Origin of the sequence: Rhizobium sp. YTUHZ044, from assembly GCF_051123975.1 — a bacterium.
In the GTDB taxonomy this organism is placed as follows: domain Bacteria; phylum Pseudomonadota; class Alphaproteobacteria; order Rhizobiales; family Rhizobiaceae; genus Rhizobium.
Window position 1 is genome coordinate 4136615 of the sequence record NZ_CP101426.1, and the last position, 23781, is coordinate 4160395.

The 23781-nt window shown below is 61.3% G+C and carries 16 protein-coding genes; 14 read left to right on the top strand and 2 right to left on the bottom strand.

Going from position 1 to position 23781, the window contains the following annotated elements; translation table 11 throughout:
* Positions 1 to 6: 6 nt before the first annotated feature.
* The 13 genes from NL154_RS20310 to NL154_RS20370 all read left to right on the top strand — a co-directional run bounded on the left by NL154_RS20310 (position 7) and on the right by NL154_RS20370 (position 20121).
* Positions 7 to 1548, top strand: a complete 1542-nt coding sequence (locus NL154_RS20310) for a sugar ABC transporter ATP-binding protein (protein WP_210632670.1) — start codon at positions 7 to 9, stop codon at positions 1546 to 1548.
* Positions 1549 to 1582: 34 nt separating this feature from the next.
* The gene (locus NL154_RS20315) at positions 1583 to 2608 is read left to right on the top strand and encodes an ABC transporter permease (RefSeq protein WP_064805578.1); all 1026 of its coding nucleotides are present in this window, start codon (positions 1583 to 1585) and stop codon (positions 2606 to 2608) included.
* A 160-nt stretch (positions 2609 to 2768) separates the two neighbouring features.
* Entirely contained in the window at positions 2769 to 3827 is a 1059-nt protein-coding gene (locus NL154_RS20320; RefSeq protein ID WP_434733252.1) for a dipeptidase, read from the top strand.
* 100 nt (positions 3828 to 3927) lie between these two features.
* Complete coding sequence (locus tag NL154_RS20325; RefSeq protein ID WP_210632672.1) at positions 3928 to 5571, top strand: ABC transporter substrate-binding protein; 1644 nt, start codon at positions 3928 to 3930, stop codon at positions 5569 to 5571.
* Positions 5572 to 5589: 18 nt separating this feature from the next.
* Complete coding sequence (locus NL154_RS20330) at positions 5590 to 6657, top strand: ABC transporter permease (RefSeq protein ID WP_434733253.1); 1068 nt, start codon at positions 5590 to 5592, stop codon at positions 6655 to 6657.
* Complete coding sequence (locus NL154_RS20335; RefSeq protein WP_434733254.1) at positions 6654 to 7589, top strand: ABC transporter permease; 936 nt, start codon at positions 6654 to 6656, stop codon at positions 7587 to 7589. Before NL154_RS20330 ends, NL154_RS20335 begins: the two co-directional genes overlap by 4 nt.
* On the top strand, positions 7586 to 8419 hold the full coding sequence (locus tag NL154_RS20340; RefSeq protein WP_210632674.1) for an ABC transporter ATP-binding protein: 834 nt from the start codon (positions 7586 to 7588) through the stop codon (positions 8417 to 8419). The genes NL154_RS20335 and NL154_RS20340 overlap by 4 nt, the downstream gene beginning before the upstream one ends.
* Positions 8416 to 9165: an ABC transporter ATP-binding protein gene (locus NL154_RS20345; RefSeq protein ID WP_210632675.1), complete on the top strand. Its 750-nt coding sequence runs from the start codon at positions 8416 to 8418 to the stop codon at positions 9163 to 9165. Before NL154_RS20340 ends, NL154_RS20345 begins: the two co-directional genes overlap by 4 nt.
* A gap of 161 nt (positions 9166 to 9326) precedes the next feature.
* Positions 9327 to 9518 (top strand): hypothetical protein, encoded by a 192-nt coding sequence (locus tag NL154_RS20350; protein ID WP_434733255.1) that lies wholly within the window; start codon positions 9327 to 9329, stop codon positions 9516 to 9518.
* 124 nt (positions 9519 to 9642) lie between these two features.
* Entirely contained in the window at positions 9643 to 9807 is a 165-nt protein-coding gene (locus NL154_RS20355; protein WP_020922541.1) for a hypothetical protein, read from the top strand.
* 7 nt (positions 9808 to 9814) lie between these two features.
* Positions 9815 to 10084, top strand: coding sequence for a hypothetical protein (locus NL154_RS20360; protein WP_434733256.1), 270 nt, complete (start codon positions 9815 to 9817; stop codon positions 10082 to 10084).
* A 176-nt stretch (positions 10085 to 10260) separates the two neighbouring features.
* Complete coding sequence (locus NL154_RS20365; RefSeq protein WP_434733257.1) at positions 10261 to 18780, top strand: GH36-type glycosyl hydrolase domain-containing protein; 8520 nt, start codon at positions 10261 to 10263, stop codon at positions 18778 to 18780.
* Between the two features lie 102 nt (positions 18781 to 18882).
* A complete protein-coding gene (locus NL154_RS20370) occupies positions 18883 to 20121 on the top strand; it encodes an OpgC family protein (RefSeq protein ID WP_221163863.1) in 1239 nt (412 codons plus the stop codon).
* A 124-nt stretch (positions 20122 to 20245) separates the two neighbouring features.
* Here the strand turns inward: NL154_RS20370 and NL154_RS20375 are convergent, their stop codons facing one another.
* Positions 20246 to 20599 (bottom strand): VOC family protein, encoded by a 354-nt coding sequence (locus tag NL154_RS20375; protein WP_434733258.1) that lies wholly within the window; start codon positions 20597 to 20599, stop codon positions 20246 to 20248.
* 264 nt (positions 20600 to 20863) lie between these two features.
* Entirely contained in the window at positions 20864 to 22627 is a 1764-nt protein-coding gene (locus NL154_RS20380) for a glucan ABC transporter ATP-binding protein/ permease (protein WP_210632681.1), read from the bottom strand.
* A 385-nt stretch (positions 22628 to 23012) separates the two neighbouring features.
* Between NL154_RS20380 and NL154_RS20385 the strand changes: the two genes are divergently transcribed.
* Positions 23013 to 23768: a helix-turn-helix transcriptional regulator gene (locus NL154_RS20385; RefSeq protein WP_210632682.1), complete on the top strand. Its 756-nt coding sequence runs from the start codon at positions 23013 to 23015 to the stop codon at positions 23766 to 23768.
* Positions 23769 to 23781 lie beyond the last annotated feature (13 nt).

Below are 23781 nucleotides of genomic sequence, written 5' to 3' on the forward strand. Positions count from 1 at the left end.
GATGATATGGCCGTCAGTCCGACAACCATGGCAGCCGTGCGTGCGAGCGGCGCCGTTCCGAATGCGGAGTTTCTCTTGAGCGCCGAGGGCGTTCGCAAGGAGTTTCCCGGCGTCGTCGCACTCGACGACGTGCAGTTCCGGCTAAAGCGCGCCTCCGTGCATGCGCTGATGGGCGAAAACGGCGCCGGCAAATCGACATTGATGAAGATTCTCGCCGGCATCTATACGCCCGATAAAGGCGATATTCGCCTCAAAGGGGTCGAGATCCAGCTGAAATCTCCGCTCGATGCGCTGGAGAACGGTATCGCCATGATCCATCAGGAGCTGAACCTGATGCCGTTCATGACCGTCGCTGAAAATATCTGGATCCGCCGCGAACCGAAGAACCGCTTCGGTTTCATTGACCATGGCGTGATGCACAGCATGACCGAGGAGCTGTTTGCCCGGCTCAATATTGATATCGATCCCGATATCGAAGTCCGCCATCTCTCGGTCGCCAACCGGCAGATGGTCGAGATCGCCAAGGCGGTCTCCTATAATTCCGACGTCCTCATCATGGACGAGCCCACTTCGGCGCTGACCGAGCGTGAGGTCGAGCATCTTTTCCGCATCATCCGCGATCTCAGGTCCCAGGGCATCGGCATCGTCTACATCACCCACAAGATGAACGAGCTTTTCGAGATCGCCGACGAGTTTTCCGTCTTCCGCGATGGCCGATATATCGGCACGCATGCCTCGACCGACGTCACCCGCGACGACATCATCCGCATGATGGTCGGGCGCGAGATCACTCAGATGTTTCCGAAGGAAGAGGTGCCGATCGGCGAGGTCGTGCTCTCCGTCAAGGACCTCTGTCTCAAGGGCGTCTTCCGCAATGTTTCCTTCGAGGTCAGGGCCGGCGAGATTCTCGGTGTGGCCGGCCTCGTCGGCTCCGGACGGTCGAATGTCGCCGAAACGCTGTTCGGCGTGACGCCGGCAAGCTCCGGCACGATCGAACTGTTCGGCAAGCCGGTGACGATTTCCTCACCGACCGAGGCCATCCGTCACCAGATGGCATTCCTGACGGAGGATCGCAAAGACACCGGCTGCCTGTTGATCCTGGATATTCTGGAAAACATGCAGATCGCCGTCCTGCAGGACAAATTTGTCAAGGGTGGTTTCGTGCAGCAGGGAGCACTCGAGGCGACCTGCGAAGACATGGCGAAAAGGCTGCGCGTGAAAACCCCCAATCTTTATGAGCGGGTGGAAAACCTTTCGGGCGGCAATCAGCAGAAAGTGCTGATCGGGCGCTGGCTGCTCACCCATCCGAAGATCCTGATTCTCGATGAGCCGACGCGCGGCATCGATGTCGGCGCCAAGGCGGAAATTCATCGGCTGGTCACGGAAATGGCGCGAAACGGCGTGGCGGTTATCATGATCTCATCCGAAATGCCCGAGGTTCTCGGCATGAGCGACCGCATCATGGTCATGCATGAGGGCCTGGTGACCGGTTTCCTCAATCGCGATGAAGCAACGCAGATCAAGGTGATGGAGCTGGCTGCGCGGTAATGCGCAGCTTGAGATCGCCTAAGGGAGGTTTGATATGAGTACCAAGGCAGCAGAGGGTACGGCCCCGCTCGCAACCCGGCAGAGACGGCGGCGTATGCCGCCGGAACTCAGCATCTTCCTGGTGCTTGTCGGCATCGCGCTGATCTATGAAGCGCTCGGCTGGATGTTCATCGGCCAAAGCTTCCTGATGAATTCGCAGCGCCTGACAATCATGATCCTGCAGGTCTCCGTCATCGGCATTATCGCCGTCGGCGTCACGCAGGTCATCATAACAGGCGGTATCGATCTGTCATCGGGCTCCGTCGTCGGCATGACGGCGATGATCGCAACCAGTTTCGCCCAGTCCTCCACCTGGGGGCGGGCCGTCTTCCCTTCGCTGACCGATCTTCCGGCGCTCGTGCCCATCATGATCGGCCTGCTGATCGGAGCGGCGGCGGGTCTGGCGAACGGCGCGCTCATCGCCTATACGAAGATCCCGCCGTTCATTGCAACGCTTGGCATGTTCGTTTCCGCCAGAGGTGTTGCCAAGTGGTATACGAAGGGGCAGCCGGTTTCCGGTATCACCGAGCAGTTTCATTTTATTGGAACGAAGGCGTGGCCGGTTGTCGTCTTCCTCGTCGTTGCACTGATCTTCCATATCGCGCTGCGCTACACCCGCTATGGAAAGTTCACCTACGCCATCGGCGCGAACCCTCAGGCGGCCCGCGTTTCCGGTATCAACATCGAAGCGCACCTCGTCAAAGTCTATGTGATCGCTGGATTGCTCGCTGGTCTCGCCGGCATCGTCACGGCGGCACGCGCGGAAACCGCGCAGGCAAGCATGGGCGTCGGATATGAGTTGGACGCGATCGCTGCGACCGTCATCGGCGGCACATCGCTCACCGGCGGCGTCGGGCGCATCACCGGCACCGTCATCGGAACCATTATTCTCGGCGTCATGACCTCGGGCTTCACCTTCCTCAGGATCGACGCTTATTATCAGGAGATCGTCAAGGGCTTCATCATCGTCGCGGCCGTCGTCATCGACGTCTACAGGCAGAAGAAGCGCCGCAAGCATTGAGCTCCGCCAGTACGATCCGAGTTTTGACGGGGGCTTCGGCCCCCGTTTCGTTCTGGTGATGCTCCACGATGCCGATGACCAAAAAAAAGAGGTGGCGAATCCCGCCAGCTTTTCTATTCTGCCACGTCATACGCCCGCCTCGGGCAGCGCAGGAAGACAGATGCAATTCGTATTTGACGGCCACAACGACGTTCTCCTTCGACTCTGGACACATTCAAAAGACGGCAGTGACCCGATCGCGGAGTTCGCAGATGGCACGACGACCGGCCATATCGATGCGCGCCGGGCGAAAGAGGGCGGTCTTTCCGGCGGCCTCTGCGCCATCTACATTCCTTCGGGCGATCTTGTGTTCGCCGATCCGGATGCCGATGGCCGCTACATCACGCCGATGGCGACCCCTCTCGATCCGCTGCCGTCCCTCGCCATCGCCACCGAAATGGCGGCGATTGCGCTGCGGCTCGATCAGGCAGGCGCCTGGCGGCTCTGCCGGACGGTGAAGGACATCCGCAGCGCCATGGAGGACGGTATCTTTGCCGCCGTCATGCATATGGAGGGCTGCGAGGCGATCGGCGCCGATCTTTCGGCGCTCGAAGTGTTCTATGCGGCGGGTCTGCGGTCGCTCGGGCCGGTCTGGAGCCGGCACAATGTCTTCGGCTACGGCGTGCCCTTCGCCTTCCCGATGTCGCCGGACACAGCCCCCGGCCTGACCGATGCCGGCTTCGCGCTGGTCCGGGAATGCAATCGCCTCGGCATCCTGATCGACCTTGCCCATATCACCGAGAAGGGTTTCTGGGACGTGGCCAAAACGACGGAACAGCCGCTGGTCGCCAGCCATTCCAACGCCCATGCACTGACGCCGGTCGCGCGCAACCTGACGGATAGGCAGCTCGATGCGATCCGCGAAAGCCGCGGGCTCGTCGGCATCAACTATGCCACCGCCATGCTGCGTCCCGACGGCCGCTCGGACAGCGACACACCGCTTGCCGATATGATCCGCCACATCGACTATCTGGTGAACCGCATCGGCATCGATTGCGTTGGCCTCGGATCGGACTTCGACGGCGCTACCATTCCGGAAGAAATCGGCGACGCGGCCGGCAATCAGAAGCTGATTGCCGCTCTCCGGGAGGTTGGATATGGTGAGGCCGATCTGACGAAACTTGCCCGTGAAAATTGGCTTCGTATTCTGGCGCAAGCTTGGCGCGAGGACGACGCCTAAAGCGCCGCGCGCCTCTGGACGCACTGAAAACGGACAATAGTTTTAATGGGATATGACCGACAAAACGCTTCGCAATCAATCAAGAACAGGGGAACAGACCATGATGATCACCAAGCTCAGCCGCAATTTTCGCCTGCTTTCCGCAGGAGCCGCCCTTTCGCTTTTGATGATGACGGCACCCGTCGCCTTTGCCGAAACGCCCAAGGACACGCTGGTCGAGGGTTTTGCCATCGACGACATCATCACCATGGATCCCGGCGAAGCTTTCGAGCTTTCGACGGCGGAGATCACCAGCAACAGCTACAGCCTGCTCGTCCGCCTCGATCTCGCCGACACCTCCAAGGTGAAGGGTGATCTTGCCGAGAGCTGGAGCGTCTCGGATGACGGCCTCACCTATACGTTCAAGCTGAAGCCAGGTCTCAAATTCGCCTCCGGAAATCCGATTACCGCCGAAGACGTCGCCTGGTCGTTCGAGCGCGCCGTCAAGCTCGACAAGAGCCCGGCCTTCATCCTCACCCAGTTCGGCCTGACCGGCGACAATGTCACCGAAAAGGCCAAGGCCGCTGACACCAATACCTTCGTCTTCACGGTCGACAAGGCCTATGCGCCGAGCTTCGTGCTCAACTGCCTGACGGCGACGGTCGCCTCCGTCGTCGACAAGAAGCTGGTGCTGGAACATGTGAAGGCGGTGACGCCGGATGCCGAGCACAAATACGACAACGATTTCGGCAATGAATGGTTGAAGACCGGCTATGCCGGCTCCGGCGCCTTCAAGCTGCGCGAATGGCGCGCCAATGAAGTCGTCGTGCTGGAGCGCAACGACAACTATTACGGCGATAAGCCGAAGCTCAACCGCGTCATCTACCGCTATATGAAGGAAAGTTCGGCCCAGCGGCTGGCACTCGAAGCCGGTGATATCGATATCGCCCGCAATCTCGAGCCGGGCGACATCGACGCCGTTTCCAAGAATGCCGATCTCGCAACGACCAGTGCACCGAAAGGCACAATCTACTACGTCAGCCTGAACAACAAGAACGAGAATCTGAAGAAACCCGAGGTTCAGGAGGCTTTTAAGTATCTGGTCGACTACGATGCAATCGGCGCAACCCTGATCAAGGGGATCGGCGAAATCCATCAGACCTTCCTGCCGAAAGGCCAACTCGGCGCGCTCGACGAGAACCCCTACAAGCTTGACGTCGCCAAGGCCAAGGAGCTGCTTGCCAAGGCTGGCGTTCCGGACGGCTTCTCGGTGACGATGGACGTGCGCAATACGCAGCCGGTGACAGGTATTGCCGAATCCATGCAGCAGACTCTGGCGCAGGCCGGCGTCAAGCTCGAAATCATCCCCGGCGACGGCAAGCAGACGCTGACCAAATATCGCGCCCGCACCCATGACATCTATATCGGCAACTGGGGCTCGGATTACTTCGATCCGAACTCCAATGCCGACACCTTCACCAGCAATCCGGACAACTCCGATGCCGGCACAGTCAAGACGCTCGCCTGGCGCAACACCTGGGAGGCGCCGGAACTCGACAAGCAGACAAAGGCAGCTCTCCTTGAACGCGACGGCGCCAAGCGCGCGGCAATGTATCAGGACGTCCAGAAGAAGTTCCTTGCCAACAGCCCCTTCGTCATCATTTTCCAGCAGACCGAGGTCGCCGGCTACCGGAAGAATCTGAAGGACTTCAAGTTGGGTCCGAGCTTCGACACCAACTTCGTCGGTCCGATCGCCAAGGAATAATCCGGCGGGATTAGCGGCGTGAGCACCATCGAAACCACACGAGAGGCGCGGCCCCGAAAGGGCCGTGCCGGGGCCTTCGCCAAGGCTTTGGGACGGTTCCTGTTCGCCGCCGTCACCACCTATCTCGGCCTACTGGCCGTCACCTTCTTCATCGGCCGCGTCGTGCCGATCGATCCCGTGCTCGCCATCCTCGGCGACCGCGCTCCCACCCATGTCGTCGAGCGGGTGCGCCAGGAGATGGGTTTCAACCTGCCGCTCTATCAGCAGTTCTACATCTACATCAAAGGCATCCTGTCCGGCGATTTCGGCAACTCGGTGCTGACGACCAATCCTGTCATGGTCGACATCCGCCGCGTCATGCCGGCGACGATCGAGCTCGCGACGTTGGGAACGCTGATCGGCGCCTGCGTCGGCGTGCCGCTCGGTGTTCTCGCTGCCGTGCGCCGCGGCAGCATCGCCGACCAGGTCGTGCGCGTCATCGGCCTCGTCGGCTACTCCGTGCCGATTTTCTGGCTGGCGCTGATCTCGCTCGTCATCTTCTATGCCCAGCTGCGTTGGGTGGCCTTCCCCGGCCGCATCGACATCGTCTTCGAATATACGTTCACGCCGATCACCGGCTTCTATCTTCTGGACAGCGCCTGGCAGGGGCAATGGGACGTCTTCTATGACGTCTTCCGCCACATCATCCTGCCCGCTTCGCTGCTCGGCTATTTCTCGCTCGCCTATATCAGCCGCATGACCCGCAGCTTCATGCTGAACGAGCTTTCGCAGGAATATATCGTTGCTGCGCGCGCAAAGGGGCTTTCGGAACCACGGGTGATCTGGGGCCATGCGCTGCGCAACGCCGCCGTGCCGCTCGTCACCGTCATCGCGCTTTCCTATGCCGGCCTGCTCGAAGGATCGGTGCTGACCGAGACCGTCTTTTCCTGGCCGGGCATCGGGCTCTACATCACCAATTCGCTGCAGAACGCCGATATGAACGCCGTCCTTGGCGGCACGATCGTCATCGGGACGATCTTCATCGGCATCAATCTTCTGTCCGATCTTCTCTACCGGACACTCGATCCGAGGACGCGAAACCGATGACGGCTCCTGCCAGCCCCTCTCCTGCGATGAGCCGCCGCGAATGGTTGCTTTCCGACCGGCCGCAATCGCGCAGGCAGGCCCGTCTCGGCCGCGCTTACGTCACCTGGCGGCAGTTCACGGCCAACAGGCTCGCCGTCGTCGGCCTGCTGATCATCATCGCCCTGCTCCTCGTCGCCGCTTTCGCGGATTTGCTCGTCACACACAACCCCGTCGTCGGCGATCTCCGCAATGCCCGCCTGCTGCCGCCGGGAACGGCCGGCTATCTGCTCGGCACAGACGATCAGGGCCGCGACATCTATTCACGGCTGATCTATGGATCGCGATTGACTTTGTTCGTCGTCGCGCTCGTCGCGATCATCTCCGCGCCGATCGGGCTGATCGTCGGCACGGTCTCGGGCTATGCCGGCGGCTGGGTGGATGCGACGCTGATGCGCATCACCGATATCTTTCTTGCCTTTCCGAAACTGGTATTGGCGCTCGCCTTCGTCGCCGCTCTCGGCCCGGGCATCCAGAACGCGGTCATCGCCATCGCCATCACCTCCTGGCCCCCTTATGCTCGCATCGCTCGGGCCGAGACGCTGACGGTCCGGCGTTCTGACTATATCTCGGCAGTGAAGCTGATGGGCGCCTCGCCGTTCCGCATCATCGTGCGTCATGTCATGCCGCTCTGCATTTCCTCGCTGATCGTGCGCGTGACCCTCGATATGGCCGGCATCATTCTGACGGCGGCCGGTCTTGGTTTTCTGGGTCTCGGCGCACAGCCGCCGCTGCCGGAATGGGGCGCGATGATCGCCTCTGGCCGGCGCTTCATTCTGGATCAGTGGTGGGTCGCGGCCATGCCCGGCATCGCCATCCTCATTGTCAGCCTCGGCTTCAACCTCTTGGGCGACGGCCTGCGCGACGCGCTCGATCCGAAGGAGAGCGGCCAATGACGACGCTTCTGACGGTCGACAGGCTCAAGGTCAGTTATCCCACCCGCACCAGCCTGATCGAAGCGGTGCGCGGCGTCTCCTTCACGCTCGGCAGGGAAAGGCTCGGCATCGTCGGCGAATCCGGCTCCGGCAAGTCGCAGACCGGCCGGGCGATCATGGGGCTGACGCCGAAACACGGCATCGTCACAGCCGACAGGCTCGATTTCAGCGGCATCGATCTCCTCAAGGCATCCGCCAGCGAAAGGCGCAGGTTGCGCGGCAAGCGCATCGCCATGATCCTGCAGGATCCGAAATATTCGCTCGACCCTGTCATGACGATCGGACGGCAGATCTGCGAAACGCTCCGCACTCATGAGAAGATCGGCAAGGCGGAGGCGCGCGAACGGGCGCTCGCCATGCTTGAAGCGGTGCAGATCCGCGATCCTCAACGCGTCTTCGACCTGCACCCACACGAGGTTTCGGGCGGCATGGGACAGCGCGCCATGATCGCCATGATGCTGATCGCCGGACCCGAACTGCTGATTGCCGATGAGCCGACTTCGGCGCTCGACGTGACGGTGCAGCTCGATGTGCTCCGGATCATGGACAGACTGGTCTCCGAGCGCGGCATGGGGCTGATCTTCGTCTCCCATGATCTGAGACTGGTGTCTTCCTTCTGCGACCGGGTCATCGTCATGTATGCCGGCAAGATCGTCGAAGAGCTCGCGGCCGCCGATCTCAAACATGCGCAGCATCCCTATACCAGGGGGCTGCTGAACTGCATGCCGGAGATCGGCGCGAACCGCCATCCGCTGCCGGTGCTCGACCGCAAGCCGGAGTGGGCGGTATGAGCGCAGCCCTCCATGTCGACAATCTCAGTGTCGTCTACGACGATTTTCATGCGCTGAAGGATGTCAGCATCAGCGTCGAACGCGGTGAATCCTTCGGCCTCGTCGGTGAATCCGGGTCGGGAAAATCGACCTTGCTGCGCGCCGTTGCCGGACTCGCGCCGATCAGCGGCGGCGCGATCCACATCGACGGCGAAGAGCTGAAAGGTTCAAAGCGCAGCAAGGCCTTCTATCGGCGCGTGCAGATGGTCTTTCAGGATCCCTACGGCTCGCTGCATCCGCGCCAGACGATCGACCGGCTGCTGCTCGAACCGCTTGCGATCCACGCCGTTACCGACAGCGACAAGCGCATTGCCCGCGCGCTCGACGAAGTCGGCCTCGGCAATGGTTTCCGATTCCGCTATCCGCATCAGCTTTCCGGCGGTCAGCGACAGCGTGTGGCGATCGCCAGAGCGCTGATCGTGCAACCGTCGATCCTGCTGCTCGACGAGCCGACGTCGGCGCTCGACGCCTCGGTGCAGGCGGAGGTACTGAACCTGCTCGAACAGATCCGCCGCGACCGCAAGCTCACCTTCGTCATGGTGAGCCATGACCTCGGCGTCATCACCCATATGTGCGAAAGGCTCGCGGTGATGCGCAACGGCGCCGTCGTCGAACGATTGAGCTCGGAAGAGCTGGCGCGGGGCTCGGTCCAGGAGGATTACACGAAAAATTTGATGATCGCGAGCAGGGGCTTCGTCAAAGCCTGAAAGGCAATCATTTCAAGCCATTGAAAAGAAAAGGCTGGTGGCGGCGTTAAGGATAAGGTTCCCTTAAAAGACGACCAATCGACTAGACTATTGACAGCAGCCCGGCTTCTGTCATGATCCTGTTAACGATTGTTAGCTTTCGTGATCATGGAGGTCGAAGCATGTTCTTTCTCGGTGGGATGACCATGGGCTACCTCGATCCTCCGGTGAGAGCCGATCGCAAGGAACAGACCACGGTCTCCATGCCGGCGGAACAGCACCGGCGCCTGATCGGGACCGAGACCTCCGATCTGCAGCAGAACGAGAACGCCATCGAGCGCTCCTTGATCTGGGCATGGCGCACGCTCTGCTGAAGAGCGGTTGAATTTTCTCTTCCGCTCGCTCTGGACGGAAATTTATCTCTACCTACCTGATAGGGAATAAGAAATATAACAGCGAGCCGCACAACCGGCCGCACGAGAACAACGGAGGCGACACATGGCAGAGCTGGGTATTTCGCATACTCACGTAAACCACTATGGTTCGGTAGCCACCAAGAAGCCGCACGCGACGCGCCACAGGCTTCAGACGGTGCTCCATGGGACGATCTTCACCGCGGCATTCCTGTTCGTGGTGGCAATGGTCTGCGGCGTCCTCGGATAGTCGGCGGATGATAGGCCTCGGCACGATGCCGGGGCTGCGTGCGCCCATCCATGCGGCGCGTTCCGCGCTCGCGGCAAGCCCGATCAAAGCGCGGCCAGACGATGATCTGGCGAACCTTCCTCTTATCGAAAAGCTCCTGCCAGTCCTCAAGGTGGCGACATGCTCGGCGCTCAGCCTTGCGCCGCAAGCGCGCGGGCTCGTTCGGCTCACGATTCTTGACTTGAATTATCGCGAGAATGTCCAACTTTTCGCCATGGTTTTGCGGAGAGGGTATTGATCGACCTTCGCGCTGGACCAAGGCTACGCCCGGTTACATCGCTTGGCCCAGACGTCATTCACCCCGGCTTCATCGATCTTCGAAGAATCGGGCCCCGTTCATGTAGCAGTCATGATAAGCAGTGCAAAAGGCTGAGCAAAACAGCCATAACTTTGTTTGGATCCAGAACCGAACCCATGTCTATTGCCAATCTTTCTCCGAGCCTTCCACGCGACTCCGATACGAAGCAGATCGATCACAATGATTCGATCCGCTCGAACTATCTATCCATCGAGGACATCAAGGCGATGGGCGAAGCGGTCGCCGTCAACGGCGTCGACAAGCTGCCGGCTTTCGCCGCCTTTGATTTCTTCGCGCGCCACAAGGAAAACGAGAAGGAAATCCTGCGCGTCTACCGCACCACGGCAACCGACGTCGAGGCCGGAGAGACGATCACGCCGGCGGCGGAATGGCTGCTGGACAATCACTACATCGTCGAAGAGGCGATCCAGGAGGTACGGCGCGACTTTCCCCGCCGCTTCTACCGCGAACTGCCGACCATGCGTGTCGGCGGCGTCGACATTCCGCGCACGCTGGTGCTTGCCTGGCTCTACGTCGCCCATACCCACAGCACGATCTCGCAGGAAAGCCTGACGGCGCTGGTCGACGGCTTCCAGACCAGCGAGACGCTGAGGATCGGTGAACTCTGGGCCCTGCCCTCGCTGGTGCGCTATGTGCTGGTGGAAAACCTTCGACGCATTTCGAGCCGTGTCGAAGCGAGCCGCCGCCTGCGCCGCCGCGCCAACGAGGCGGCCGACGAATTGGTGCGCCTGACCGATCCGGTCAAGGCTGCCGCCTATCTGAAAACGCTGGAACCGCTTGCCGAAGACAATACCTTCTCGACGCAGTTCCTCTATCGCCTGCGTGACGGCTCGCAAACTTCGAGCCTGGCAATCACCTGGCTCGATGAACGCCTGGAAGAGCTCGGTCGCAATACCGAAGAGGCGACGACCGCCGAACACAGCCGTCTGTCTTCCGGCAACGTGACGATGGGCAACATCATCCGCAGCCTGCGCGAGATCGACGATACCGAATGGTCGGTCTGGGTCGAGCAGGTCAGCCATGTCGACAAGCTGCTCTGGGAGCATTCGGATTACGGCATCCTCGATTCCGGCTCGCGCAACAAATACCGCAAGCAGATCGAGAAACTGGCCAAGCGCTCGCCGCTGACCGAAATGCAAATCGCCCAGCTGGCGCTCGACATGACCGAGGCCGCCAAGGCCTCCGACGAGCCGCGGCCGCATGAGCCGAATGTCGGCGGCTTCCTGTCAGGGGCGCAACGGCCGAAGCTCGAGGCGCGGGCGAATTATCGCCCGACGATCACCCAGCACTTCGTGCGCGCCGTGCGCCGGTTCAACTGGCTGTCGATCGCGCTGCCCGTCATGCTGCTGACGATCATCGCCATGGCGATCGTCGGCAGGTTCATGGCAAGTGCCGGGATGGGCGCAATCGAGATCGCAATCCTGCTGATCATGTTCTCATTGCCGGCCTCGGAGGGCGCAACCGGTCTCTTTAATACCCTGCTATCCTTCTTCGTGACGCCTGCCCGCCTCGTCGGCTACGAGTTCAAGGAAGGCATTCCGGAGGATGCGCGCACGCTGCTCGTCGTGCCCTGCCTGATCTCGAACCGCGACAGCGTCGACGATCAGGTGCGCAATCTCGAGGTTCATTATCTCGCCAATCCGCGTGGAGAGATCTATTTCGCGATGCTCAGCGATTGGCCCGACAGCGATGTCGAGGAGACGCCTGCCGATCTTGAGGTTCTCGATTACGCAAGACGCGAGATCGCCAATCTTTCCGCCCGCTATGCCTACGACGGCAAAACCCGTTTCTACCTGCTGCATCGCCGTCGCCTCTACAATCCCTCGGAAGGCGTATGGATGGGCTGGGAGCGCAAGCGCGGCAAGCTGCACGAGCTGAACATGCTGCTGCGCGGCGACCGGGACACGACCTATCTGCCCGGCGCCAACGCCGTGCCGGCCAATGTGCAATATGTCATGACGCTCGATGCCGACACGCGCCTGATGCGCGATGCCGTCACCAAGCTCGTCGGCAAGCTCTATCACCCGATCAACCGCCCGGTCATCAATCCGAAGACCGGCCGCGTCGAGAGCGGCTACGGCGTGCTGCAGCCGCGTGTCACGCCGTCGCTGACGACGGGCAAGGATGCCTCGGTCTTCCAGCGTGTCTTCTCGATCAATCGCGGTCTCGACCCCTATGTCTTCACCGTGTCGGACGTCTATCAGGATCTTGCCGGCGAAGGCACGTTCACCGGCAAGGGTCTCTATCATGTCGATGCTTTCGAAGCCTCGCTGAAGGGCCGGATCGAGGAGAACTCGGTGCTCAGCCACGACCTTCTCGAAGGCTCGATGGCGCGCTGTGCGCTCGTCACCGATCTTGAATTGGTCGAGGATTTCCCGATCCGCTACGAGGTGGAGACCTCGCGCCAGCATCGCTGGGCGCGCGGCGACTGGCAGCTCCTGCCCTATATGTTCAATCCGAAATACGGCGTTACGGCCCTCGGCCGCTGGAAGATGTTCGACAATCTGCGCCGTTCGCTGACGCCGATCGCCTGGTTCTTCGCCTCCGTTCTCGGCTGGTATTCCATGGGTCCGCTCGGCGCGCTCGTCTGGCAGATTCTCTTGATCTTCTGCCTGTTCGTGGCGCCGACGCTTTCGCTCATCAACGGCATCATCCCGCGCACCAGCGATATCGTCGCACGCGCCCATCTCTATACGGTCTGGTCGGATATCACCGCCGCCAATGCGCAGGTCGCATTGCGGATCGTCTTCATCGCCGATTCGGCGGCGATGATGGCGGATGCGATCGGCCGTTCGCTCTACCGGCTGCTCGTCAGCCGCAAGCTGATGCTGCAGTGGCGGACCGCCGCCAGCGTCCAGGCCGGCGGGCAGGGCACCCTCGCCTCTTATTACAAGCAGATGTGGCATGCGCCGGTACTGGCGCTGCTGGCGCTCGGATTTGCGGCGCTCCCCGGCGACAACGCCTTCCTCGTCGGGATCCCCTTCGCGCTCTTATGGATCCTTTCGCCTGTCGTCGCCTGGTATGTCAGCCAGTCGGCCGAGACCGAGGATCGGCTCGAGGTCGCCGATTCCGTGTCGAGCGAACTGCGCAAGATCGCCAGGCGCACCTGGCGTTATTTCGAGACCTTCACCACCCCCGAGCAGAATTATCTGCCGCCGGACAATATCCAGGAAACGCCGCACGTCATCGTCGCGGCGCGCACCTCGCCGACCAATATTGGCGTCTACCTGCTCTCCGTCGTTTCCGGCCGGCATTTCGGCTGGTTCTCTTTCGAGGAGACGCTCGAACGGCTGGAGCAGACGATCGCTACGATCGACAAAATGGAGAAATTCCGCGGCCATCTGTTCAACTGGTATCACACCGATACGCTGCAGACGCTCGGGCCGCGTTACGTCTCTGCCGTCGACAGCGGCAATCTCGCCGGCCATCTGATCGCCATTTCTTCGGCCTGCCGCAACTGGGCCGAGGCGCCATCAGCCCACATGCAGGGCAATCTCGACGGCGTCGGCGACACGGCCGGCATCCTCGGCGAAGTGCTGGCGGACCTGCCGGACGACCGCAAGACCGTGCGCCCGCTGCGCCGACGCCTGGAAGAACGCATCGTCGGCTTCCAGAATGCGCTTGCCGCCGTCAAGCGCGAGCACGAATTCGCCTCGATCCGCATCATCAACCTTGCCGTTCTCGCACGCGACATAGAGAAGCTCGCCGCCAATCTCGATCATGAGGTCAAGTCGAAGCAGAGCGAGGAAGTCACCCAATGGGCGGCATCGCTGGTGAAGGTCTGCGAGGCGCATATATCGGACAGCACCTTCGACCTTTCCAAAGTCGATGCGCTCAGGCCGCGCCTGGTGGCGCTACGCGACAAGGCCCGCGATCTCGCCTTTTCAATGGATTTCGGCTTCCTGTTCCGGCCGGAGCGACGCCTGCTGTCGATCGGCTATCGCGTCGAAAGCGGCGAGCTCGACCAGGCCTGCTATGACCTTCTCGCCTCGGAATGCCGCCTGACCAGCCTCTTCGGCATCGCCAAGGGCGATCTGCCGACGGAACACTGGTACCGTCTCGGCCGCCAGGTCGTGCCTGTGGGATCACGCGGCGCGCTGGTCTCCTGGTCCGGATCGATGTTCGAATATCTGATGCCGCCGCTCGTCATGCAGGAGCGTGGCGGGGGTATTCTCAACCAGACGAACAATCTGGTTGTCGTCGAGCAGATGAATTATGCCCGCAAGCTCGGTATCCCGTGGGGCATTTCGGAAGCGGCCTTCAATGCCCGCGACCATAACCTCAATTACCAGTACACGAATTTCGGCGTGCCGACGCTCGGCCTCAAGCGAGGCCTCGGCCACAATGCCGTCATCGCGCCCTATGCTTCGCTGCTGGCCAGCCAGTACGACCCGCCCGGCGCACTCGAAAACCTGCAGAGACTGCGCAAGGTCGGCGCGCTCGGCAAGTTCGGCTTCCACGACGCGGTCGATTTCACGCCGACGCGCGTGCCGGAAGGCAAGAAATGCGCGGTGGTCTACAATTATTATGCCCACCATCACGGCATGTCGATCGCGGCCGTCGCCAACGTCGCCTTCAACGGCCATCTGCGCGAACTCTTCCACTCCGATCCGGTGATCGAGGCGGCGGAGCTTCTGCTGCAGGAAAAGGCGCCGCGCGACATTCCCGTCATGAGCGGCAAGCATGAATCCGATACGCCGGCCAGCATCCAGGACGATCTCATGCGGCCGGAAATCCGGAAGATCAGCGATCCCCTTTCGCGCGACCGCGAACTCGTGTTTCTGTCGAACGGCCATTATTCCATGATGCTGACGGCGACGGGCGCCGGTTATTCCCGCTGGAATGGTCTTTCCGTTTCCCGCTGGAAGGCCGATCCCACCGAAGACCGCTGGGGCACCTTCATCTTCCTGCGCGACACCGCCACCAACGAATGGTGGTCGGCGACAGCGGAGCCGAAGGGTGTCGAGGGCGAAAAGATCAAGGTCGAATTCGCCGACGAGAAGGCACAGTTCACCAAGACGGTCGGCGATCTGACGAGCGAGGTGGAGTGCATCATCGCGACCGAGCACGATGCCGAAGCCCGTCGCGTCACCCTGCTCAACATGGGTGGGGAAGATCGTTTCATCGAAGTCACGTCCTATCTCGAACCGGTGATCACCTCTGATGATACCGACAACGCACATCCGGCATTCGCCCGCATGTTCGTCAAGACCGAGATCGGCAAGCGCGGCGACGTCATCCGCGCCGAACGCAACAAGCGTGATCCGAACGAGCCGAATATCAGCCTCGCACATCTGATCGTCGACAATGCCGGCGACACCCGTCACACCGAATTCGAAACCGACCGGCGCAAGTTCATCGGTCGCGGCCGCAGCCTCGCCGATGCGGCGGCCTTCGATCCGGGCGCCACACTTTCCGGCAGCGACGGTTTCACGCTCGATGCGGTGATGTCGCTGCGCCGCACCGTGCGGGTGCCGGCCGGCAAGAAGGTCAGCGTCTTCTTCTGGACGATCGCCGCGCCAAGCCGCGACGAGGTCGACAAGGCGGTCAATCGCTACCGTCATCCCGACGCCTTCAACCACGAGCTCGTCCAGGCCTGGACGCGCACGCAAGTGCAGATGCGCCATGTCGGCGTCACCTCGCAGCAGGCGGCCGCCTTCCAGCATCTCGGGCGCTACCTCGTCTATCCCGACATGCAGCTGCGCAAGGATGAGGCGACGGTCGAGGCCGGCCTGCAATCGCAATCGGCGCTCTGGCCGCTGGCGATCTCCGGCGACTTTCCGATCTTCACGCTGCGTGTCAACGACGACATGGATCTCGATATCGCCCGCGAGGCACTGCTGGCGCAGGAATATCTGCGCTCGCGCGGCGTCACCGCCGATCTCGTCATCATGAACGAACGCGCCTCTTCCTATGCGCAGGACATGCAACACGCGCTCGACGCCATGTGCGAGAACGTACGCCGCATGGGCCAGGCCGACGGCTTGCGCCAGCATATTTTCGCGGTTCGCAAGGACCTGATGGAGGAGAACACTTACAAGGCATTGATCGCGGCTTCCCGCGTCACCCTGCATGCGAAGAACGGCAAGGTGGTCGACCAGATCAACCGCGCCGTCGCCCTGTTTGCACCGTCGAAGGACGAACTGCAGGAGATGGAGCGCGCCGAGCGCAACAGGGCGCCGGTCAAGCGCATCGCACCGGTGCCGCCGCCCGTGATGCCGGCCGTTGCCATCGAGGAGGAAGGCGACCTCGACTTCTGGAACGGATTTGGCGGCTTTGCCCGCGATGGCCGCGAATATGTCGTTCGCTTGCCCGGAGGTCATGCGACGCCCCAGCCCTGGATCAACGTCATCTCCAACGACAGGTTCGGTTTCCACGTGTCGGCCGAAGGCGCAGGTTTCACCTGGAGCGTCAATTCGCGCGATTATCAGCTGACGTCCTGGTCGAACGATGCGGTGGTCAACCGATCGGGCGAGGCCTTCTATCTCGCCGATCTCGAAAGCGGCGCCGTCATGACTCCGTTCGCAGCGCTTTCGCGCCGGCCGGATATCCGCTTCGAAGCCCGCCACGGGCTCGGCTATTCGGTCTTCTCCACCGTTCAGCACGAGATCGCGCTCGAGCTGACACAGACGATCGACCGCGAGAAGCCGGTGAAACTGCAGCGCCTGCGCCTGCGCAACACCGGTTCGACCGGCCGTAAGCTGCGTCTCTATGGCTACGTCGAATGGGTTCTCGGCAGCAATCCCGGACGCACCGCACCCTTCATCCTGTCGAAGCATGACGAGGAGACGGGGGCGCTGTTTGCCACCAATCCCTACAGCATCGATTTTTCCAACCGAACCGCCTTCTTCGCGGCGAGCGAGACGCTTTCAAGCTTCTCGGCAAGCCGGCGCGAATTTATCGGCAAGGCTGGCACGATCCAGATGCCTCAGGCCGTCACCTCCGCAGCCCCGCTTTCGGGCGTCACCGAACTGGATGGCGATCCGGCTGCGGCTCTGGCGATCGATATCGAACTCGGGGCCGGCGAGGAGCGCGACGTCACCTTCTTCCTCGGCGATACGCCGACGGAAGAAGAAGCGCGCGCCCTGATCGCCGATATAAGCAAGTCTTCGTTCGACGATGCGGTCGAGGCAAACCGCGCCTTCTGGCGAGATTTCACCGGCAGGCTGCAGATCTCGACGCCGGATCGCGGGATGAACAATCTCGTCAACACCTGGCTGCCGTATCAGAGCCTCGGCTGCCGCATCATGGCCCGCACCGCCTTCTACCAGGCAAGCGGCGCCTTCGGTTTCCGCGACCAGTTGCAAGATACGATGGCCTTCCTGATGCACGAACCCTCGATCGCCCGGCGTCAGATTCTGAATGCCGCCTCACGGCAGTTCCGCGAAGGTGATGTTCAGCATTGGTGGCTGCCGGGAACGGGTGCGGGCGTTCGCACCTTGATTTCGGACGACGTCGTCTGGCTGAGCTACGCGATCCACCATTATTGCACCGTCACCGGCGACAAGACCGTGCTCGACGAGGAGCTTGCCTTTCTGGAAGGACCCGCTCTTCTCGAAGGTCAGCACGACTCCTTCTACAAGCCGGAAATTTCCGAGGACAAGGCGAGCGTCTACGAACATGCGGCCCTGGCGCTCGATCTCGCCATCGCCCGCAAGGGCGCGAACGGTCTGCCGCTGTTCCTCGGCGGCGACTGGAACGACGGCATGAATCGCGTCGGCATCGGCGGGCGCGGCACCAGCGTCTGGCTCGGCTGGTTCCTGGCCGGTGCACTGCGCGCCTTCATTCCCTATGCCGAGGAGCGCGGCGATACGGCCCGGGTGGAGCGCTGGTCGGCCCATCTCGCCGAATTGAAGAAGGCGCTCGAAACTGCGGCCTGGGACGGCAGCTACTATCGCCGCGGCACATTCGACGACGGTGCGCTGCTCGGCTCCAAGGAGAGCCCGGAATGCCGGATCGACTCGATCGCCCAATCCTGGAGCGTTCTGTCCGGCGAAGGCGACCTGGCCCGTGCCGGAAAGGCGATGGATGCCGTGCTCGACCAACTGGTCGATGAGGAGGCGCGCATCATCCGGCTGTTCACGCCGCCTTTCGTCAATTCCGCCAGGGATCCCGGTTACATCAAGGCCTATCCGCCGGGCGTGCGCGAAAACGGCGGGCAATATACCCATGCCGCGACCTGGGTGGTGATGGCGCTCGCGGAGCTGAAGCGGGGCGACGACGCGCTGCGCTGCTTCCAGATCCTCAATCCGATCACGCATGCGCTCGACAAGGCTTCGGCCGAACAATACCGGGTCGAACCCTATGTCGTGGCAGCCGACGTCTATGGGCATGAGCCTTATACGTCGCGCGGCGGCTGGACCTGGTATACCGGATCGGCCGGCTGGCTCTACCGCGCCGCCGTTGAGGGCATTCTCGGTATCCGGTTGAAGGACGGCCGGCTCCATGTGCGTCCGTCGCTCCCGTCGGAATGGGACGGTTTTGCGGCGGAGGTGGAGCGGGGCGGCGTCAAATACCGCATTTCGGTCTCAAAAGTGTCCAATGCCAGCGGCTACACTCTGTCGATCAACGGCAGCGAAGTCACCGATCCCGAAGAGGGATATCCGCTCGGATAACAGCGTTCTCCACGCTGAGGAACACGGCGATTCGCGGCGGCCAAAAGGGAACCCTTTTGGCCGCCGTCGCGTTTGCAAAATCGGATAACAGGAGAAACCCATATGGCAAGCACGCCGACCGAAGCCATCGGCACCGAGCGCAGTTCCTCATCCGCAGCTGCGACGACGCGCGATACAAGGCTTGACGTGCTGCGTGGCCTGGCCCTGATCATGATTTTCATCAATCATGTTCCCGGACAGATCTTCGAATATGTGACGACGAAGAATTTCGGTTTCTCCGATGCCGCCGAGGCCTTCGTCCTGATCTCCGGCATCGCCGTCGGCCTCGCCTATGGTTCCCGCTTCAAGCCGGGCGACCGCATCAAGACGGCGATCAAGGCGGCGCGGCGCGCCTTCACGCTCTACCTCGCGCATATGATCACCACCTTCATGACGCTGGCGCTCTTCATCTGTGGTGCCTGGCTGTTCCACCGGCCGGGGCTGCTGGTCGAGATCAACATCCTGGCGGTTCTGATGAACCTGAAGGAAGGCATCCCGGCGCTTCTGCTGCTCGGTCACCAAATCGGCTACAACAATATCCTGCCGATGTATGGCGCATTGTTGCTGATGGTGCCGATCATCCTGCTCCTCAACGAGCGAAGCCCGCTTCTGGCGCTCGCCGTTTCCGGCACGGTCTGGCTGCTGGCCGGCATTTACGAGGTGGCGCCGCATAATTTGCTGATAGAGGGCTACTGGTTCCTCAATCCGCTCTCCTGGCAGTTCCTGTTTTCGATTGGAATTGTTTCGATCCTGCATATCAAGCGCGGCGGCACGATCCCGCGGCATCCGCTGCTGCTTGCGGCTGCCGCCGGCTATGTCCTGCTGTCCTTCATCTGGGTAACCGGCCATCTGTGGATTTTCGGCAATTCGCTGGCGGCGCTCGGCCTGCCCACCGTCGTCACCGGTTTCGACAAGACCTTCCTGTCGCTGCCGCGGCTGCTGCATGTGCTGGCGCTGACCTATCTCATCATCAGCATCCCGGCGTTCTCGCGCATCCTGCGGCGCCCAGCCGAACACCCGCTGACGATCCTCGGCCGGCATTCGCTGAACATCTTCGTCGCCGGCACGATCCTCGCCATGATCGGCCAGGTCGTGCTCTATATCACCAACAAGGATCCGCTGGTCGGCCCGCTCTTCGTGATCGTGGGCATCGCGACGCAATTCGCCTATGCCCACTACCTCGAGCACAAGCGCCAGCTGGGCAAGATCAAGGACAAGCTCGTGACGGAGATTGCCGCGGTCCCTGTGCCTGTGCGAGTTGGCGGAGCGGCGAATACCTATCACCGGACCAATCGGAAATAGGAATCCCCATCTGATTGAAGAGCGGCGGGCTTAGCGGGGGCCCAAAATCGGCATCGAAAAGCACCACGGCATTGCAGCGCCTTTCGCGCGTTGAAAAGACGCGCGGCGCTGTAATGCCGCCGGCTCAACTTTTGTGAACTAGAATATTCACCAGCCGGTCGAAAGGATCGCGCACGTAGAAGCGCCTGACGCCCCAGGGCTCGTCGGCCGGACCGTATTCGATCGGAACGCCGGCGGCAGACATCGCCTCGAAAGCAGCATCGAGATCATCTACCTCGATGGAGAGTTCGGGCACCGGAGTCCCGGAGCCGCCTTGGCTGGCGACACTGAGCTGAACTTTCATGGAAGTATTCGCGCCGAACGTGACGATCCAGCCGAGATCCATCATCAGATCAAGGCCGAGAATATCCTGATAGAAGCGTTTGGCGGCCATGATGTCGGGCGCCTGGATATTGGCGACGATGCGCAGGACTTTCATGCCGCTCTCCTGAGTATCGGCTAGCGACAACAGCTTAGAGGGGATCGGCGATGCGATCAATCAGCCCGGCCGCCAGACATGTCGTGCCTTGTGACGACCTCCTCTGCACGGCCGAGACCTCCGTCTCGATCTCGCTTAGCAGGGAGATGGCCGCCGGGACAAAGGGGGCCACGCGGGTGTCTGCTATCCCAGAAAGCTACCCAAGAAAAACAAAAGGCCGGAAGAGCGTCTGCCCTTCCGGCCTTATCCTTTGACTCGAAGCGCTCAGGCGGCTTCTGTGGTGTGCGCCTTGCGGACTTCTTCGTCCGTCAGGATGCCGCTGGCGCGCAGCAGGGCGGCGAAGCGGCCGTTGCTGTGGCTGAGCTCGTCGAAGCTGCCCTGTTCGGCGACGCGGCCATCGTCAAGGAAGAGCACCATATCCGCTTCGCGGACCGTCGAGAGGCGGTGGGCGATGATGAAGGTGGTGCGGTTCTGCCGCAGATTGTCGATCGCGGCCTTGACGCGGGCTTCGGTCTCGACGTCGAGCGCCGAGGTCGCCTCATCGAGCACCAGGATCGGCGCATCCTTGAGGATGGCGCGGGCAATCGCGATGCGCTGACGTTCACCACCGGAAAGCTTGTTGCCACGCTCGCCGACATGGGTGTCGTAACGATCCTCACGGGTCTCGATGAAATCGGCGGCGGCGGCGGCTTCGGCCGCACGGCGCATGTCCTCCTCGCTCGCACCTTCGCGGCCGAGGCGGATATTGTCGCTGATCGAACGATTCAGCAGGCCCGCATCCTGGAAGACGGTAGCGATATGGCGACGCAGTGACTTCCGGGTCACCTTGGTGATATCGGTGCCGTCGACGAGAATCTGGCCGCCCTGCGGGTCGTAGACGCGCTGCAGCAGGTTGACCAGCGTCGTCTTGCCGGCGCCGGTCGGGCCGACGATGGCGACCGTCTGGCCTGCCTTTACCGAGAAGGAGACGTTGTGCAGGCCCTGCGAGCTGTTGCCGAAGCCGAAGGAGACGTCGCGGAATTCGACCGCACCCTTGACGTTCTTGATCTCGCTATTGCCGGCCGGCTCTTCACGGTCGCGCACCGAGTCTTCGAGCGTGTAGAAGTCCTCGAGCTTGGAGCGGGCCTCGAAGATCTGCGTCGCGAATTGGCGCATCAGGTCGAGACGGGCGATCAGCAGGTTGGCAAAGCCGATGAAGGCAATGACATCACCGATGCGCAACTCGCCGGACTGGACGAGCATCGTGCCGATGATCAGAACCACCATCATCGCGATGGTCGAAGCCATGCGGTTCAGCGCGCTGGCGAGCGCCCACCAGTCGAGCACCGGATACTGCGCTTCGAGCAGCCGGTCGGCGAAGGATTTCAACGCCTTGGTTTCCGCTTCGATACGGTTGTAGCTATGCAGAACGGAGACGTTGCTGATCGAATCGCTGACATGCGAGAAGACGGTATGGTAGTGGTTTTCGACCGAAGCCTGGCCATCCTTGGTGCGGCTCATGACCACGCGGCCGATCAGCCAATAGGCGATGCCAAGCACGATCAGCACGGCGGAAAGGCGCAAATCCATCGACATTGCCGTCGGCACCAGCAGGGACAGCGCAATGACCGTCGATAGGTGGTTGCGCATGAATTCCAGCCAGAGGCCAAACAGCGTCTCGCAGGCACGCAGCAGTGTATGCAGCGCGTTGGAGGTGCCGCGCTGATGGTGCCAGGCAAGCGGCATGGAAATAATGCGGCCGAAGGCTTCCGTCAGCAGCGTCGCCCGCCGGCCATGGGCAAGCCGGTCGGCCTCGCGGGAGACTAGAACGAAGGCGACGGTATTGAACACGGCGAAACCAGCCCACATGAAGAGGATGGGTTTGACTTCGCCCTTCCCCGATATCGCATCGATGATGCGACCGAACAGGATCGGTTCCGCAATGGTGATGGTCGCCAGAACAATGTTGGCAATAACGACCAGGGATACGCGGAGCTTATAGGCGCCAAGATAGCGCAGAGCTCTTGCATAGACCTTGAATAGCGACACGTCTAACCTCTTGTGCATCTGCGAAAACGGGAATGATGGGATGCTACAAAAGGCTACCTGAACCGGCGATTAACGGAGTATTCGGGATTCAGCCCGCCGGGTGGTTAACTTGATCACACGATCGAAGCTGCGACGAATTTGAAGCTGCCTCAATAGGACAGAACAGAGCGGTATTCCGGGCTCCTCAGATTTTTCGGCAGCGGGGTCTGGCGCCGGAATTCCACCATGATTATATCTCCCGACAATTTGCGCTTGCATTTTAATCAACGTTTAGCGCAGCATTAAATTAGAGACTGCATTTTTTTGAAGAAGACCGTTACGCGACCAATCTGAACAGCCGCCAACGGCCTCGATGCGGTTCAGGTCCGGGCAAAGGGCGCTATTTGTGAATATTAATTCTTTAATTCAATTGCTTGTCATTCTGGAAGAGTGCCCAAATCAGGACGCCGTCGTCACCGAACTCGAGCAGGTCCTCCACGGTTGCGGTTTCGAGTATTACGGTCTGCTGCGACATTTGCAGCAAAACCCGGCGCAGCGGAATATCGAACTGCGCGCCGCGCCGCTTGCCGGCCGCTGGCCGGAACAATGGCTACAGATATATGCCGCAAAAAAATATGTCCGGATCGATCCGATGGTGCGTTATCTCGTGCATGCGCAACGGCCTTTCCGCTGGCGGGAGAGCGTGGCCGCCTTCGACGGTGATGCGCATCAGCGCCGCATGGAGCAGATGATGGTCGATGCCTTCGGTCACGGATTGGAGGACGGCTATCTCTTTCCGATTCATGGGCGCAACGGCATTCTCGGCAGCCTCAGCCTCGGCGGCAAGCCGATCGACTTGTCGCCGGTGGAAATCGCGCTGCTCGAGGCCGTGGCGCGCAAGAGCTTCTGGCGATTGCTCGACCTCTCAGGCGAGGCCGCGGCGCTGGAAACGGTGCTGCCGACCGAGACGCCGCTGACGCGCCGCGAGATGGAAATCCTCCACTATCTTGCCGAAGGCATGACCTCGATGGAGATCAGCAAAATGCTGAAGATCTCAAACCATACGGTCGACTGGTACATGAACGGTCTGCAGGATAAGCTGAAGGCAAAGAACAGGCAGCAGGCAGTGGCGCTCGCCTTCCGTCACGGTCTGATAAGCTAGGCTTTTTCCATCC